Below are 13,894 nucleotides of genomic sequence, written 5' to 3'. Positions count from 1 at the left end.
GCCCTTTGCTTTTCGCTTTTTGCCTTTAGCTTTCTATCTTTCACCATGCCCTTTGGTTCCCTCTCACCCGCCATCCGCAGGAATCCGGTCTTCCGCTTTTTTGCTTCTCTCCAGTTGGCCCTCCTGCTGCTGGCCGTGCTCATCGTTGCTTCCATCGTCGGCACCATTTACGAGTCCCGCCTGACGGCCGAAGTCGCCCGGGCCTACATCTATGAAGCCTGGTGGTTCAACCTCTGGCTTCTGCTCCTCGTTCTGAACCTCGCCACCGTGGCCTTTTCGCGCCTCCCCTGGAAGAAAGCCCACACCGGCTTCCTCCTCACCCACCTCGGCATCATCATCCTGCTCTTCGGGGCCTTCATCGGGAAAATCTTCGGCATCGAGGGCAGCATCACCCTCTTCGAGGGCCGCGACCCCGCTTCGTCCTTGCTCATCAACGAAAAGCAAGTCCGCTTCTCCGCCGGCGACCAGCCTGTGGTCCGCTTCCCCGTCGGCATCATCCACCGCTTGCCCACACCGGAGCGTCCGCTCCGGCTGGGTGACCACGCCGGCTGGAAGCTCGAAGCGGTCGGGGCCACGGAAACCCTCCAGCCCGTCTTCACCGCCCGTCCGTCCGCCGAAGGCGCACCTGCCGTTCGCATCCGACTCAAGACGGCGATGATGAACCAGACACTTGAGCCCTGGCTCTGGCTCGGGGAGGCTGATTCCTCAGTTCTCGACCTCGGCTTGGCCCGCATCCGCCTCCTTGCCGGCGATCCTCCTTCCTCCTCCTCATCCGTGGCGGCCAAGAAAAGCGCCCCCGTGGCGGTCGCCGTGGATGTAGTGGAAAACATCTTCGCCTTCGCCAAGATGCCCGACCAGCAGGTCGCCAAAACCATACAAGGTGGTTCTACCGGGATGAAAGTCAGGCTGCGCGAAGAAATGGGCCGGCTCATCATCGAACTCAGCCGTGGCGGGGACTCCTGGAGCCTGACCGCGCCAGCCTCGGAAATCCCCAAAAGCTGGCCGCTCAAGGGAACCGGCCTGGAATTGCGCGCCATTTCCTACTGGCCCGACTTCCAACTTCGTGACAACAAACCCGTCACCCTCTCCAATGAACCCAACAATCCCGCCATCCTGGTGGAATTGCGCGGACGCACCGTGCCGGTTGCGGTGGCTGCGACCGATCCTCACTCGATCACAAGTTCCGCGGCGGCGGGGGATGGGGAGGGGCCGGCCAACCGGCTCGACCTCTACACCGGTTTCGATGGGAAAGGCCTCCGTTACGTCCTCGTCTCCCGCAAGCATGGGGAATCCCGGGGCATCCTCGCGCCCGGTGCGCCCCTCACCACTGGATGGGCGGATTGGGCCTTCACCGTGGAAGAAGTCCTGCCCAAGGCCAGCGGTGACACCGTCTTCCGCCCCCGTGAGGCGAACGCCATGACCCTGCCCGGCCAGGATGCTCCGGTTCCCGGGGTCCTGGTCCGCCTGACCCGGGGCGGCGAACGCATCGAGGAATGGGTCCCCCAGGGCTGGGTCATCCAGTCCCCTTCCAAAGACGGTCTGCTCAAACTATCTTATGGCTGGCGCACCGAGCCCCTGCCCTTCGGCCTCAAGCTCGACGACTTCCAGCTCGAACGTTACGGCGGGACCGGCAACCCCTCCGAGTTCCGCAGCCTGCTGCGCGTCATCACCCCCGAGGGGTCCGAGGTCACCGGAAAGTGCTCGATGAACGTACCCATGAATTATCCCGACGACTGGTGGCGCGGCTGGACCGGCCTGACCTGGAAGATGTCCCAGGCCAGTTGGAACCCCGAGAATCTGGAGCAATCCTCCATCCAGATCCTCCGCGACCCGGGCTGGATTTTCAAGTGGCTGGGCAGCCTCATCCTCTGCACCGGGATCTTCTGTTTATTCTACCTGCGTCCGGTCAGACCTGATTTGCGTCCTCCCCTCCGCAATCATTCAGATTCCTAACTGGCTTTCAACCGATAACCCACCCGGGGTTCGGTTTCCACCAACCCCGTGCCCTTGGGATCAATTTTTTTCCGCAGGTGGGTCAGGTGCACACGGAGGTATTGCGTCTGTTCCTCGGCCTGCGGTCCCCAAACCTCGCGCAGCAATTGTTTCTGTGTCACAATCTTTCCGGCGTGGCGTATCAGCAGGCGCAACAAATGGTATTCTGTGGCCGTGAGTCTGGTTTCCACGCCCTGCACCCGCACCCGGCGTGCGGCCAAATCCACCTCCAGCCCGCCGCTCCGGAAGACCGGACTTTCGTTTTCCTGTTCCGCCGCCCGGCGCTGCACCGCCCGCAGCCGCGCCAGCAATTCGGACGTGCCGAACGGTTTGTTGACAAAGTCGTCCGCCCCCAGATCCAGCGCCCGCACCTTGTCCTGCTCGTCGTCGCGCACCGAGAGGATCAACACCGGGATCTGGCTCCATTCGCGCAGATTTTTCAGGACCTCCAGTCCGTCCTTGTCCGGCAAACCGAGATCCAGGACGATCACCTCGGGCCTCGCCCGCGCGGCCTCCAACAAACCCACCCGGCCTTCATCCGCCTCCAGCACCCGGTAGCCCTCACCCTCCAGCGCCAGCCGCAGCAGGCGCCGGATGGCGGGCTCGTCGTCAATGATCAGGGCGGTCGGCATGGGTGGCGGTCGGTGTATCTTCGCGCGACTCGGACGGAAGATCGAGGCGGAAGACCGCCCCGCCGTCGGGGGCGTTGGCCGCGCTCAGGTCGCCGCCCAGGGTGCGGGCGAATCCCCGCGCCAGGGCCAGTCCGAGCCCGCTCCCTCCCGCCGGGGACCCGGGCGGGCGGTAAAACTTTTCAAACAGGCGTGTGGGGTCCGTATCGCCCAGGCCCGGCCCGTGGTCGCGCACACGGAAGCGCAGGTGTCCCTGGTTCCAAGCCGCCCGCACCTTGACCGGCATTTCCGCCGGGGTGTAGAGGGCGGCGTTGTGTAAAAGATTGAAGAGGATTTTGCCCACCAGTTCCGGATCGGTCAGCACCCACGGCAAACCTTCCACCTCGATCTGGACCGGCCGCCCCGGGTGCGTCTCCCGCAGTTGCTTCACCGCCTCCCCCACGATTTCCGCCGGGTCGCACCACTCCAGCCGGGGTTCCACTTTTCCCGAATCCAGCCGCGTCATCTCCAGCAAGTGGTTGACGATGCGGTGCAGCCGGGAGGTGGCGGCGGTGATTTCATCCGCCAGTCCGGAGGCGGCCCCGGTGGTGGCCACCCGGGAGAGGGCCTCGGCCGCGGCCTGGAGCGTGGCCAGCGGGGTTTTCAATTCATGCGAAACACTGTCGAGCAGGTTCTTCTGCAGCGCACTGGAACGATGGGCCACTTCCGCCCGCTGCACCGCTTCAGCGATGTGGTCGCGCTGGAGGAACAATCCCAGCTGGGCGGCGAAGTTTTCCAACATGGCCCGTTCAGCCGGTTCCCAGGCCCGGTCCTGGCGGGGCTTGACCAGGAGTACGCCACAGGAAAGGACCGGCGTGAACAAGGGCAGATGCAGGGCCTCGGCCGTGGCCAGCGTGTCGGTGCCCCGGCCGGCCGGCTGGCGGTGCTGGTAAACCCACCGGGCCACGGCGAATTCCTTCTCGCCGGGATAAAACGTGGATCCTTCCGCAGGGGTTTCGACCAGCGAAGCCGGGTCCTTCCGCCTCAAAATCCCAACATCACACTGGAACAAACGGGACAGCATCACGCAGGCCTGCCGCAGGGCCTGACCGGTCTCCGGTTCCAGGGCCAGGGTCTGGGTGAAAGCCAGCAGCGCGGCCGTCCGGCGTTCCCGCACCCGCTCGACTTTCTCCCTTTCACGCAAGCGGCTGGTGAGGTGGCCGATGACCAGTGCCACCACCAGGAACATCAGGAACATGAAGACATCGTGTGTCTCCCGGATGGAGAAGGTGTGGAATGGGGGGATGAAGAGGTAGTCCCAGACCAGTGCGCACGTCACCGCCAGAGCCAGCACCGGTCCGCGCGGCAGGCGGAGGGCGGCGAGCACAATGCCCAGCAGGTAGATCAGGGAAACCGTCCAATAACCGGTTTGCGCCTGGATGATCCAGCCTGCCCCGGTCAGGGCTGCGGTCCAACCCGCCGCCTCCAGCCAGGGCCGCAGTGTCCAGGGGGTGGGCAGGCGGGGCACCGGTAGGCTTTCCTCCACCCGCCAGTCCTTCTCCGGACGAACCACCAACACATCGATCTTCCCGCTCTCCCGGATGATCCGGTCGGAAAACGAGGGCTGCCAGTGACGCCACCAGGGCGGGGCTTCGGTTTTGCCCAGGACGATCTGGGTGATGTGGTGCTCCCGGGCATACTCCAGCACCGCGCCCGCCACCTCGGTCCCCGGTTGGGTGACGACGTCCGCCCCCAATTGGCGGGCCAGGGCCAGATTGCGCCCCAGACGGGACTGGGTCGCCGCATCCAACTCTTCACCGGTGTCGATGCAGAGCGCGGTCCACGGACAATCGAGCATCCCCGCCTGACGCCGCGTCCAGCGGATCAGGCTTTCCGCGTAGGGACTGGCCCCCACGGCCACCAGCAGGCGTTCATGGCTCTTCCACGGCCCTTTGATCCGGCGCGTGGCCAGAAGTTCTCGCAACTCCTGGTCCACTTTCTCTGCGGTGTAGCGCAGGGCCATTTCCCGCAGGGCGGTGAGCTGTTCCGATTTGAAAAAATGTTCTGCCGCCGCATGGGCGCGTTCGCCCAGATAGACTTTTCCCTCGGCCAGGCGGCGACGCAGGGCTTCGGGGGCCAGGTCGACCAGTTCGATTTCGTCCGCATCATCCACCAGGGAATCGGGCACCGTCTCCCGCACGGCCACCCCGGTGATCTGCCGGACCACATCGGTCCGGCTTTCGATGTGCTGGATGTTGACCGTAGTCCATACATCGATCCCGGCATCGAGCAGTTCCCGGACATCCAGGTAGCGCTTGGGATGTCGACTGCCGGGGGCATTGCTGTGGGCCAGTTCATCGACCAGCGCCACCTCTGGGCGACGGCGCAGGAGGCCGTCCAGATCCATTTCCTGAAGGATGGCCCCCTTGTAATCGAATGACTGACGGGGCATGACCTCCAACCCCTCCAAGAGGGCGACCGTCTCGATCCGACCGTGGGTTTCGACCACGCCCGCCACGACGTCCAATCCTCCGCGCTTGGCCGCCCTGGCAGCCTCGAGCATGGCATAGGTCTTGCCCACCCCAGGACACATGCCTAGGAAGATCTTCAACCGTCCTTTTTTGGTCTTTGGAGTTTTCAAATCCAACCGGGCCAGAAGGGCGTCAGGATCGGGACGAAGGTCGTCGTTCACTGGGGTTAATCTACCTCTTCATCGTGCCATCGAGCACCACCAAAACAACTTCTTAGCGGAATCTTAGCGCTTTGACATCGCTCCTTAACTACCACCGCCGCCACGATTCGGGCATGTTGGTGTCATGGACGACATCCTATACCTCTCGGTCAGCGCCGCATTCTTCATCGCCGCCGCGCTCTATGCCCGCTTCTGCGAAAAACTCTGAGAACGCATCCCATGGAAACCCTCATCACCGGCCTGATTGGCCTCGCCCTCTTCATCTACCTCTTCGTGGCCATGATCTGGCCCGAAAAATTCTAAATCACTCAAGCACCATGCACGCCACCGACTGGGTCCAACTCGCGTTGTACTTGGGGCTGCTCGCCCTACTCACCAAGCCCCTCGGCCTCTACCTGGTCCAAGTGCTCGATGCCAACGGCCGGACCTGGCTCGATCCGGTGGTCCGTCCCCTCGAACGCCTGACCTACCGTGTACTCGGCGTCGATCCGCAGCGCGAGCAGGAGTGGAAGAACTACACCCTGGCCGTTTTGCTTTTCAGCCTCGTCAGCCTCCTCTTCACCTACGCCATCCTGCGCCTGCAGCACATTCTGCCGCTCAACCCCCAGGGACTCGGGCCCCTCAGCCCGCACCTGGCCTTCAACACCGCCGTCAGTTTCACCACCAACACCAACTGGCAGAGTTATGGCGGCGAGGGGACGATGTCCACTTTCTCCCAGATGGTGGGACTGACCCTGCACAACTTCACCTCCGCCGCAACGGGCATTGGCATTGCCGCCGCCCTGGTGCGCGGGATCTCCCGCCAGTCCACCACCACCCTGGGCAACTTCTGGGTCGATCTGGTCCGCACCACTTACTACCTCCTGCTCCCCATCTGCGTGGTCTTTGCCGTCTTTCTGGTCTCCCAGGGCATGATTCAGAATTTCAAGCCCACCACCTCCGCCAAACTTTTGGAGCCTGTAGTGCATCAGGTTGAGAAGGACGACGGGGCGGGCGGAAAGACCACGGAAACGCAAACGGTGGACACGCAAACCATCGCCCAGGGACCGATGGCTTCGCAGGTCGCCATCAAAATGTTGGGCACCAACGGGGGAGGGTTCACCAACGCCAACGCCGCCCAACCCTTCGAAAACCCCAACCCGTTCTCCAACTTCATCCAGATGCTCTCGATCTTTGCCATCGGCAGTGGCCTGACCTATTACCTCGGCCGTATGACCGGAAACCAGGGCCACGGCTGGGCCGTATGGTCGGCCATGATCACGCTCTTCCTTGCCGGCGTGCTCGTCTGTGCCTGGGCCGAGGCCAAGGGCAACCCCATCCACCAGAGTCTCGGGGTTGCCGTCGCCGATGGCAACATGGAGGGCAAGGAAGTCCGCTTCGGCACGTTCAACTCCGCCCTCTTTGCCACCATCACCACCGCGGCTTCCTGCGGTGCGGTCAATGCCATGCACGACTCCTTCACCCCCCTTGGTGGCCTCGTGCCCCTGTTCAACATCGAACTCGGCGAAGTCGTCATCGGCGGCGTCGGCGCGGGTCTCTACGGCATGTTGGTCTTCGTGGTCCTCGCCGTCTTCATTGCCGGCCTGATGGTCGGTCGCACCCCGGAATACCTCGGGAAAAAAATTCAGGCCCACGAAGTCAAGATGGCCATGCTCTCATTGCTCATCCTCTCCGTTACCATTCTCGGCTTCAGCGCATGGGCTGTGGTGAGCGAGTGGGGATTGGCGGGATTGAACAACCAGGGACCCCATGGTCTCTCGGAAATCCTCTACGCCTTCAGTTCGGCTGTGGGCAACAACGGCAGCGCCTTCGCCGGCCTGACCGCCAACACTCCATGGTATAACACCACCCTGGGAGTGGCCATGCTCTTCGGGCGCTTCCTCATGATCGTGCCCATCATGGCCCTGGCCGGTTCCCTCGGGCGCAAAAAATCCGCTCCCCCCAGTTCCGGCACCTTCCCGGTTTCCGGGACCACCTTCACGATCCTCTTGATCGGCACCGTCCTGCTCGTCGGCGCCCTCAACTTCCTTCCCGCCCTCGCCCTCGGCCCCGTGGTCGAACATTTCCTCATGAATGCCGGTCAACTCTTCTAACTCACTCATCCTTTCAACCTCTCCTCCCTTCAACCCATCAGATTTCATGACTCCTTCCTCCCCCCTCATCAACAGCAGCATCCTCCTGCCTGCCGTCGCCGATGCCTTCCGCAAGCTCGATCCGTGCTTGATGATCAAGAACCCCGTCATGTTTGTCACCCTCGTCGGTGCAGTGCTGACCACAGCGGCGATTTTTACCTCCCCGAGCGAACACGCCTTCACAGCGCACCTCGCCCTCTGGCTCTGGTTCACCGTCCTCTTTGCCAACTTCGCCGAAGCCGTGGCCGAAGGCCGCGGCAAAGCCCAGGCCGATGCCCTGCGCAAGCTCCGCACCGACGTCCAGGCCAAGCGCCTCACCTCACTCCCAGGCCAGGGCGATATCTACGAATCCGTCTCCGCCGCCGATCTCCACCCCGGCGACCGCGTGGTCTGCCTCCCTGGCGACATCATCCCCGCCGATGGCGAAGTCATCGAAGGAATCGCCAGCGTGGACGAAGCCGCCATCACCGGCGAATCCGCCCCCGTCATCCGCGAAAGCGGCGGCGACCGTTCCGCCGTGACCGGAGGAACGCGCGTCCTCAGCGACCGCATCGTCGTCCGCATCACCGCGGAGAAGGGCCACAGCTTCCTCGACCGCATGATCGCCATGGTCGAAGGGGCCGCGCGGCAGAAGACCCCCAACGAAATCGCCCTCACCATCCTCTTGAGTGCACTTACGCTGATTTTTCTTGCTGTCGTCGTGACCCTGCGTCCTTTCGGCACCTATACAGCCGCCGTCTTCCCCCTGCCCGTGCTCATCGCCCTGCTTGTCTGTCTCATACCCACCACCATCGGGGGATTGCTCAGCGCCATCGGCATCAGCGGGATCGACCGCCTCATCCGCCGCAACGTTCTTGCCACCAGCGGCCGTGCCGTGGAAGCGGCGGGGGATGTGGACGTCCTCCTGCTTGACAAGACCGGCACCATCACCCTGGGCAACCGCATGGCCACGGACTTCGTGCCTGCTCCCGGTATTTCCGCCGACCGCCTCGCCGATGCCGCCCAGCTCGCTTCACTCGCCGATGAAACCCCCGAGGGTCGTTCCGTCATTGTCCTGGCCAAGGAGAAGTTCAACCTGCGCGGACGCGATGTGGCCGAGCCCCATGCCATGTTCGTCCCCTTCACCGCCCAGACCCGTATGAGTGGGGTTGATTTCCCCGCCGGCGAGAGGAAACCCGCCCGCCGCATCCGCAAGGGGGCCGCGGAAAGCATCCGTGCGTGGGTTGAATCCGAGAACGGACACTACCCCGAAGGGGTCCAGCACGCCGTCGACACCATTTCACGCGCAGGGGGCACCCCCCTGGTCGTGGTGGAAAACGTCGAAGTTCTTGGCGTCATCCATTTGAAAGATGTGGTCAAGGGCGGCATCAAGGAACGTTTCGCCCACCTCCGCCTCATGGGCATTCGCACCATCATGATCACCGGGGACAACCCACTCACCGCTGCCGCGATCGCCGCCGAGGCCGGAGTGGACGACTTCATGGCCCAGGCCACCCCCGAGGACAAACTCAAACGCATCCGCGAGGAACAGGCCAAGGGTCATCTGGTCGCCATGACCGGCGACGGCACCAACGACGCCCCCGCCCTGGCCCAGGCCGATGTCGGCGTGGCCATGAACACCGGCACCCAGGCCGCCCGCGAAGCCGGCAACATGGTGGACCTCGATTCCAACCCGACCAAGCTCATCGAGATCGTGGAAATCGGGAAACAACTGCTCATGACCCGCGGAGCCCTCACCACCTTCAGCATTGCCAACGACGTGGCCAAATACTTCGCCATCATACCGGCCATGCTCATGGTGACCTTCCCCGCCATTGCCCCGCTCAACGTCATGCACTTGGGCAGCCCGCAGAGCGCCATCCTCAGTGCGGTCATCTTCAACGCCCTCATCATTGTCGCCCTCATCCCCCTGGCGTTGCGCGGGGTGGAATACAAACCCTCCCACGCCCTGCAAGTGTTGCAACGCAACCTGCTCATCTACGGAGTCGGAGGCCTCCTCGCCCCCTTCGCCGGAATCAAAGTCATCGACCTTATCTTGAACGCCCTCATTTAATCCGACCCCATAGTTTTGAAATAAATCCCATGAAAAAACTTTTCAGTGAATTCCGCGCCGCCCTCGGCGCCACCCTGGTCCTGGCCCTCGTTTGTTGCGGGGCCTATCCCCTGATTGTCACATTGATCGCCCAAGGCGTGTTCCCCGATCAGGCCAACGGCAGCCTCATCACCGATAAAGAGGGCAACGTTCACGGATCACGCTTGCTCGGCCAACCGTTCAGCGGGGAGTGCTACTTCCATTCGCGACCCTCGGCCGCCGGAGCGGTGGGCTACGATGCCGCCTCTTCCAGTGGCTCCAACCTCGGGCCGACTTCGCAGAAACTGCACGACGCCATCAAAGAGCGCGTGGCGGCGTATCGGACCGTGAACGGCCTGGCTGCGGATGCCCCCGTCCCCGCCGATGCCGTGACCGCTTCAGCCAGCGGTCTGGACCCCCACATCAGCCCCCGCAACGCCGAGCTCCAGATCAACCGCGTCGCCCGCGCCCGTGGCCTGGGTGTCGAAGCCGTCCGCACCTTGGTGGAGAAACACACCGAAGGCCCCACCCTGGGCATCCTAGGCGAGTCCACTATCAACGTTCTCCTCCTGAACCGGTCATTGGATGGGCTCTAACCCAATTATCCGATTCTATAACAGGTAAACAGACGTTGGGGCGGCTTGTGGGCTAGTCATGACGCCATGGAACCGGACGTCACCATCAAGAAATGGATGTTGGACCATCAACGCGGCGGGCGAGAATGGCGTAAGACTTTTGCCCGACTTCATTCCTCCCCTCCGGCCTTGCGGGCGATGACGTGTCCCCAGGCCTGGGCAAAAGTGGCCCGTTCGCTCCGGCTCCAGCGCCGCCAGGATTCCGCCTGACGCAGCGCTCCCGCTTCTTCGAGTTGCCGGGCCAGATAATCCCCGATCCTGCGGGGGTCGTCGTAGACTTCGTAGCGTGTGTTGCTGTCCAGCACTTCGAATCCGGCATCCGCAGCCCAGGGGCCGAGCCGGGCGCCCGCCTCGGTGCAGCCGCCATTTCCTTCCTGAAGGGAACGGTAGGCCTCCAGGGCGAATCCCAATGCGGGGGATTCCGGTGCGAGGAGGAACTGGTTCCAGTTGGGCGAGCACAGGGCCGCGATGCCACCGGGACGGAGGACCCGGTGGATTTCCGCCAGCACTTCATCCGGACGGGAGAGGTGTTCCAGGAGCGCGTGGGAGAAGACCAGATCAAACGAGGCATCTTCAAACGGCAGTTCGTAGGCGTTCCCCGTGCGGAAGGTGACATTGACCAGCTCCATCCCACCGGCCAGGCGCTGGGCGGTTTCGATGGCTGCGGGGGAGGAATCGATCCCGGTCACCCGACCGGGCAGGAGCGCCTGGGCCAGACCGAGGGTGATCGTTCCCGGACCACAACCCAGATCCAGAACTTCCTGACCGGGTTGGAGCCAGGGCAGCACGAATGACCCGTGACTGCCGAGTGTTCGTGCCGCCATGAAGGCGGCGCTGAGGGAGTTGTGTCCCGGTGTGTACGATTCAGTTGGGCGACATCGGGTGGGATGTTGATTTTGACTGGGGGTGTTCATGCGGTTCCTTGAGTGGTGGAGAGCCGCGGGCAATAAAAAACCCACGGCTGCTGCCGTGGGTGGATGTTCGTGTTTTTTTGTCAGGATCAGGCACGAGCATCCGCCACGGCAGCGCCGATAACGGCGACGACGGCTACGGATACTACGGCTTTGGCGATCCCGAACATTGAAGTTTGAATTTAATTCTGCCTGCTACGGATGTCAATGCGCGATTCCGGAATGCCACGGTGTGCAACCACTGGCTTGGCAGATGATTGTGCACTCGATAGGGTTTCCCCGTGAACGGCGAAACCGCATCTTCCATGCCTTCCCCCAAGCGGCTGCCTCCCCGCAGCTCCCCCTTTGGATTCGTCCAACCCAACCCCGTGCCGACCACGGCCCTTGTCGTGTTCGGCCTGATTTTTGCCGGGGTAGGTGGCGCGGTCAGCGCCCTCGCTGCGGGTTGGATTCCATCGGAAGAATCCTCCTTCCACGGCCCACGCTGGATGGTGGGCTGTATCGGGTTTGTGTTCTTTGTCGCCGGCCTGGCCGTCATTGGCATGGGCCTGCACCGGCCGTTCCGCCTGCGTGCCTTGATGCGCAACCGGCGACTCCATCCCAACCAGCCGGCCCTCTGGGACCACTTTTGGAATCCTGCCGGTTCCGTTCAGAACCGCTTCCTGCGTGTCCTGCAGAGCTTTTTATCCCTCCTGGTCTTGGGCGCATTCCTGGCCCCGTTCAACTGGTGGGCTTATTTCTCCAATGAAGGCCACCTCATGGTCCGCATCATCGTCGGGATCTTTGACCTGATCCTCATCGCCGTTCTCTACGGAGCCCTTTACACCTTGGTCTGGGCAATCAAATACGGCCCGGCCCGCCTGACCTGGGGCACCTTTCCCCTGCGCCGTGAGGCCGTATTCCTCCGCTGGGAGCCGGGTCGCGGCCTGCGCGGCTGGCAATCCGGCACCTTCACCCTGCGATGCATCCGCGAGAAATCCGAGACGGTCAAAAGTGGGAGCGAGACCGAAACCTCACGGGTCTACGATTGCCTTTGGGAAGAAACCCGGACCTTCGGGGGCGACACCCCTCTGGCCAATGGAGGGGCGGTCGACCTTTCCTTCACCCTGCCCAGGGATGCTCCGCCCACCACCATCACGGCAACCGAGCCCCTTTACTGGGAATTGGAGGTCAAGATCCGCCAGCCCGGCGTCGATTTCCAACACAGCTACCTCGTGCCCATCTACGGCTGAGTCTGCTTTCCCTGTTGAACCCCGCCGGGCCTGGATCATACTGCGCCATGGCCACCATCCAGGGATTCCACCACACCGCACTGCGTTCGGCCGACTTCGATGCCAGTGTGAAATTCTACACCAAGGTCCTTGGCCTCAAGGTCCGGATCACCTGGGGCGAAGGAGCGGGCCGGGCCGCCATGATCGATGCCGGCGACGGCAATTACATTGAAGTCTTCGCCCGCGACGCCGCCTTCCCGCAGGTGGAGGGGACAATCCTCCATTTCGCCCTGAGAACCGACAATTGTTCGGCCATGTTGGAGAAAGTCCGCGCGGTCGGGGCCGAGATCACGATGGAGCCGAAGGAAGTGACCATTGCCTCCAACATCGGGCCCGTGCTGGTGAAGATCGCTTTTTTCAAGGGGCCGGATGGCGAGATCGTCGAATTGTTTGAAAACCAGGTGCTCTGACCGGCCTGAATTTTCCACTTGAGCCCATGGTCCCGGTCCGATACATTCTTCAGTCTACATTGCGGGCGTAACTCAGTTGGTAGAGTGCAACCTTGCCAAGGTTGATGTCGAGGGTTCGAATCCCTTCGCCCGCTCCACCTTCGCTCCAGACGGAGCTACGGTGGACACGGTCCACGCAAAAACGAAGCTGAACCTGTGGCTGGTTAAATACCCCCAGTGCGAAGGTGGTCCTCCGAAGCTTCAGCGTAGGAGGGGCCCCATGCACTACGTCTATATCCTGAAGTCGGAGAAGACGCCGAACCATTACGTGGGCGCGACTTCCGATCTGCGACTGCGTCTGAAGGACCACAACGAAGGCAAACAACGCTTCACCCAACCCCACCGTCCCTGGACGCTGGCCTGGTATGCGGGTTTCCCATCGAAAGCAAAAGCCATGACCTTTGAGAAATATTTGAAAAGCGGTTCCGGCCATGCTTTCAGAAACCGGCATTTGATTTGAAGCTTCGCTCCAGACGGAGCTACGGTGGACACGGTCCACGCAAAAACGAAGCTGAACCTGTGGCTGGTTAATCACCCCCGGTGCGAAGGTGTTCCTCCGAAGCTTCAGCGCAGGAGGGGCCCCATGCACTACGTCTCTATCCTGAAGTCGGAGAAGACTCCGAACCATTACGTGGGCGCGACTTCCGATCTGCGACTGCGTCTGAAGGACCACAACGAAGGCAAACAACGCTTCACCCAACCCTATTGACTGAGTGACAAGATCAGCGGGAGGGCGAGGCTACTGCCGAGCCGCCCTGGAATAGAGATATCAAACCGGCTCGGCAGGAGCCTCGCCCTCCCGTTTATTCTGTCGCTCAGTCATTTTAATTTGGTGCTACCCCACCCTACCGCCCTTGGCTCCTAGCTTGATATGCGGACTACCCCCCTCCAAAGCCAACGCCAGGGCCTTCAAGAAATACCTGAAAGTAGTTCGGGTCATGTGTTTCCGCTTCGTGTGCTTCGCGCCCTTTGCGGTGAACGGTATTTATTCATCTAGAGCATTTTGCATTTAATTAGCTTCGTAAAAGCTGTACAGTGTTGGTGGTATCCCGTAGAAGATTGGGATGAAATCCTACAGTGCTGATTTGCGGGCCAAGATTATCAAGCGTCGTTCCAAGGGGGCGAGTGCGGCG

The 13,894-nt window shown here is 62.3% G+C and carries 11 protein-coding genes and 1 tRNA gene; 9 read left to right on the top strand and 3 right to left on the bottom strand.

Going from position 1 to position 13,894, the window contains the following annotated elements:
• Positions 1 to 45 precede the first annotated feature (45 nt).
• The gene (locus SFU85_06780) at positions 46 to 1,953 is read left to right on the top strand and encodes a cytochrome c biogenesis protein ResB (protein MDX6766478.1); all 1,908 of its coding nucleotides are present in this window, start codon (positions 46 to 48) and stop codon (positions 1,951 to 1,953) included.
• On the opposite strand, the gene SFU85_06775 is transcribed toward SFU85_06780, so the two are convergent.
• Positions 1,950 to 2,624, bottom strand: coding sequence for a response regulator (locus tag SFU85_06775; protein ID MDX6766477.1), 675 nt, complete (start codon positions 2,622 to 2,624; stop codon positions 1,950 to 1,952). The two genes, SFU85_06780 and SFU85_06775, sit on opposite strands and share 4 nt — an antisense overlap.
• The gene (locus SFU85_06770) at positions 2,602 to 5,292 is read right to left on the bottom strand and encodes a sensor histidine kinase KdpD (GenBank protein ID MDX6766476.1); all 2,691 of its coding nucleotides are present in this window, start codon (positions 5,290 to 5,292) and stop codon (positions 2,602 to 2,604) included. Before SFU85_06770 ends, SFU85_06775 begins: the two co-directional genes overlap by 23 nt.
• A 317-nt stretch (positions 5,293 to 5,609) precedes the next feature.
• Here SFU85_06770 and kdpA point away from each other — a divergent pair, with 317 nt between their 5' ends.
• From kdpA to kdpC, 3 genes are read left to right on the top strand one after another with little or no spacing between them, the layout of a single operon-like run.
• A complete protein-coding gene (gene kdpA / locus SFU85_06765; protein MDX6766475.1) occupies positions 5,610 to 7,385 on the top strand; it encodes a potassium-transporting ATPase subunit KdpA in 1,776 nt (591 codons plus the stop codon).
• Positions 7,386 to 7,431: 46 nt separating this feature from the next.
• Entirely contained in the window at positions 7,432 to 9,477 is a 2,046-nt protein-coding gene (gene kdpB / locus SFU85_06760) for a potassium-transporting ATPase subunit KdpB (GenBank protein MDX6766474.1), read from the top strand.
• A gap of 29 nt (positions 9,478 to 9,506) precedes the next feature.
• Entirely contained in the window at positions 9,507 to 10,091 is a 585-nt protein-coding gene (kdpC, locus tag SFU85_06755) for a K(+)-transporting ATPase subunit C (protein ID MDX6766473.1), read from the top strand.
• 149 nt (positions 10,092 to 10,240) lie between these two features.
• Here kdpC and SFU85_06750 read toward each other — a convergent pair whose 3' ends face one another.
• The gene (locus SFU85_06750) at positions 10,241 to 10,954 is read right to left on the bottom strand and encodes a methyltransferase domain-containing protein (GenBank protein ID MDX6766472.1); all 714 of its coding nucleotides are present in this window, start codon (positions 10,952 to 10,954) and stop codon (positions 10,241 to 10,243) included.
• 368 nt (positions 10,955 to 11,322) lie between these two features.
• Between SFU85_06750 and SFU85_06745 the strand changes: the two genes are divergently transcribed.
• The 5 genes from SFU85_06745 (at position 11,323) to SFU85_06725 (ending at position 13,470) form a co-directional block, all read left to right on the top strand.
• Positions 11,323 to 12,273 carry a hypothetical protein gene (locus SFU85_06745; GenBank protein ID MDX6766471.1) on the top strand — a complete coding sequence of 317 codons (951 nt, stop codon included), beginning with the start codon at positions 11,323 to 11,325 and terminating at the stop codon, positions 12,271 to 12,273.
• Positions 12,274 to 12,320: 47 nt separating this feature from the next.
• On the top strand, positions 12,321 to 12,722 hold the full coding sequence (locus SFU85_06740) for a VOC family protein (protein MDX6766470.1): 402 nt from the start codon (positions 12,321 to 12,323) through the stop codon (positions 12,720 to 12,722).
• Positions 12,723 to 12,783: 61 nt separating this feature from the next.
• Positions 12,784 to 12,859: transfer RNA gene (locus SFU85_06735), tRNA-Gly, on the top strand.
• 122 nt (positions 12,860 to 12,981) lie between these two features.
• Positions 12,982 to 13,221, top strand: coding sequence for a GIY-YIG nuclease family protein (locus tag SFU85_06730; GenBank protein ID MDX6766469.1), 240 nt, complete (start codon positions 12,982 to 12,984; stop codon positions 13,219 to 13,221).
• A 123-nt stretch (positions 13,222 to 13,344) separates the two neighbouring features.
• Positions 13,345 to 13,470, top strand: coding sequence for a GIY-YIG nuclease family protein (locus SFU85_06725; GenBank protein ID MDX6766468.1), 126 nt, complete (start codon positions 13,345 to 13,347; stop codon positions 13,468 to 13,470).
• The last annotated feature ends 424 nt before the right edge of the window (positions 13,471 to 13,894 follow it).

Source organism: Candidatus Methylacidiphilales bacterium (assembly GCA_033875315.1).
In the GTDB taxonomy this organism is placed as follows: domain Bacteria; phylum Verrucomicrobiota; class Verrucomicrobiia; order Methylacidiphilales; family CAZTYG01; genus JANRJG01.
Note: the sequence above shows the minus strand (reverse complement) of the source record. Positions and strands in the feature narration are given on the sequence as shown.

Excerpts from the sequence above, each read along its gene's own strand:
- SFU85_06780 (MDX6766478.1), top strand. The coding sequence starts at position 46 with ATGCCCTTTGGTTCCCTCTCACCCGCCATCCGCAGGAATCCGGTCTTC.
- SFU85_06775 (MDX6766477.1), bottom strand. The coding sequence starts at position 2,624 with ATGCCGACCGCCCTGATCATTGACGACGAGCCCGCCATCCGGCGCCTG.
- kdpA (MDX6766475.1), top strand. The coding sequence starts at position 5,610 with ATGCACGCCACCGACTGGGTCCAACTCGCGTTGTACTTGGGGCTGCTC.
- kdpB (MDX6766474.1), top strand. The coding sequence starts at position 7,432 with ATGACTCCTTCCTCCCCCCTCATCAACAGCAGCATCCTCCTGCCTGCC.
- kdpC (MDX6766473.1), top strand. The coding sequence starts at position 9,507 with ATGAAAAAACTTTTCAGTGAATTCCGCGCCGCCCTCGGCGCCACCCTG.
- SFU85_06750 (MDX6766472.1), bottom strand. The coding sequence starts at position 10,954 with ATGGCGGCACGAACACTCGGCAGTCACGGGTCATTCGTGCTGCCCTGG.
- SFU85_06740 (MDX6766470.1), top strand. The coding sequence starts at position 12,321 with ATGGCCACCATCCAGGGATTCCACCACACCGCACTGCGTTCGGCCGAC.
- SFU85_06730 (MDX6766469.1), top strand. The coding sequence starts at position 12,982 with ATGCACTACGTCTATATCCTGAAGTCGGAGAAGACGCCGAACCATTAC.
- SFU85_06725 (MDX6766468.1), top strand. The coding sequence starts at position 13,345 with ATGCACTACGTCTCTATCCTGAAGTCGGAGAAGACTCCGAACCATTAC.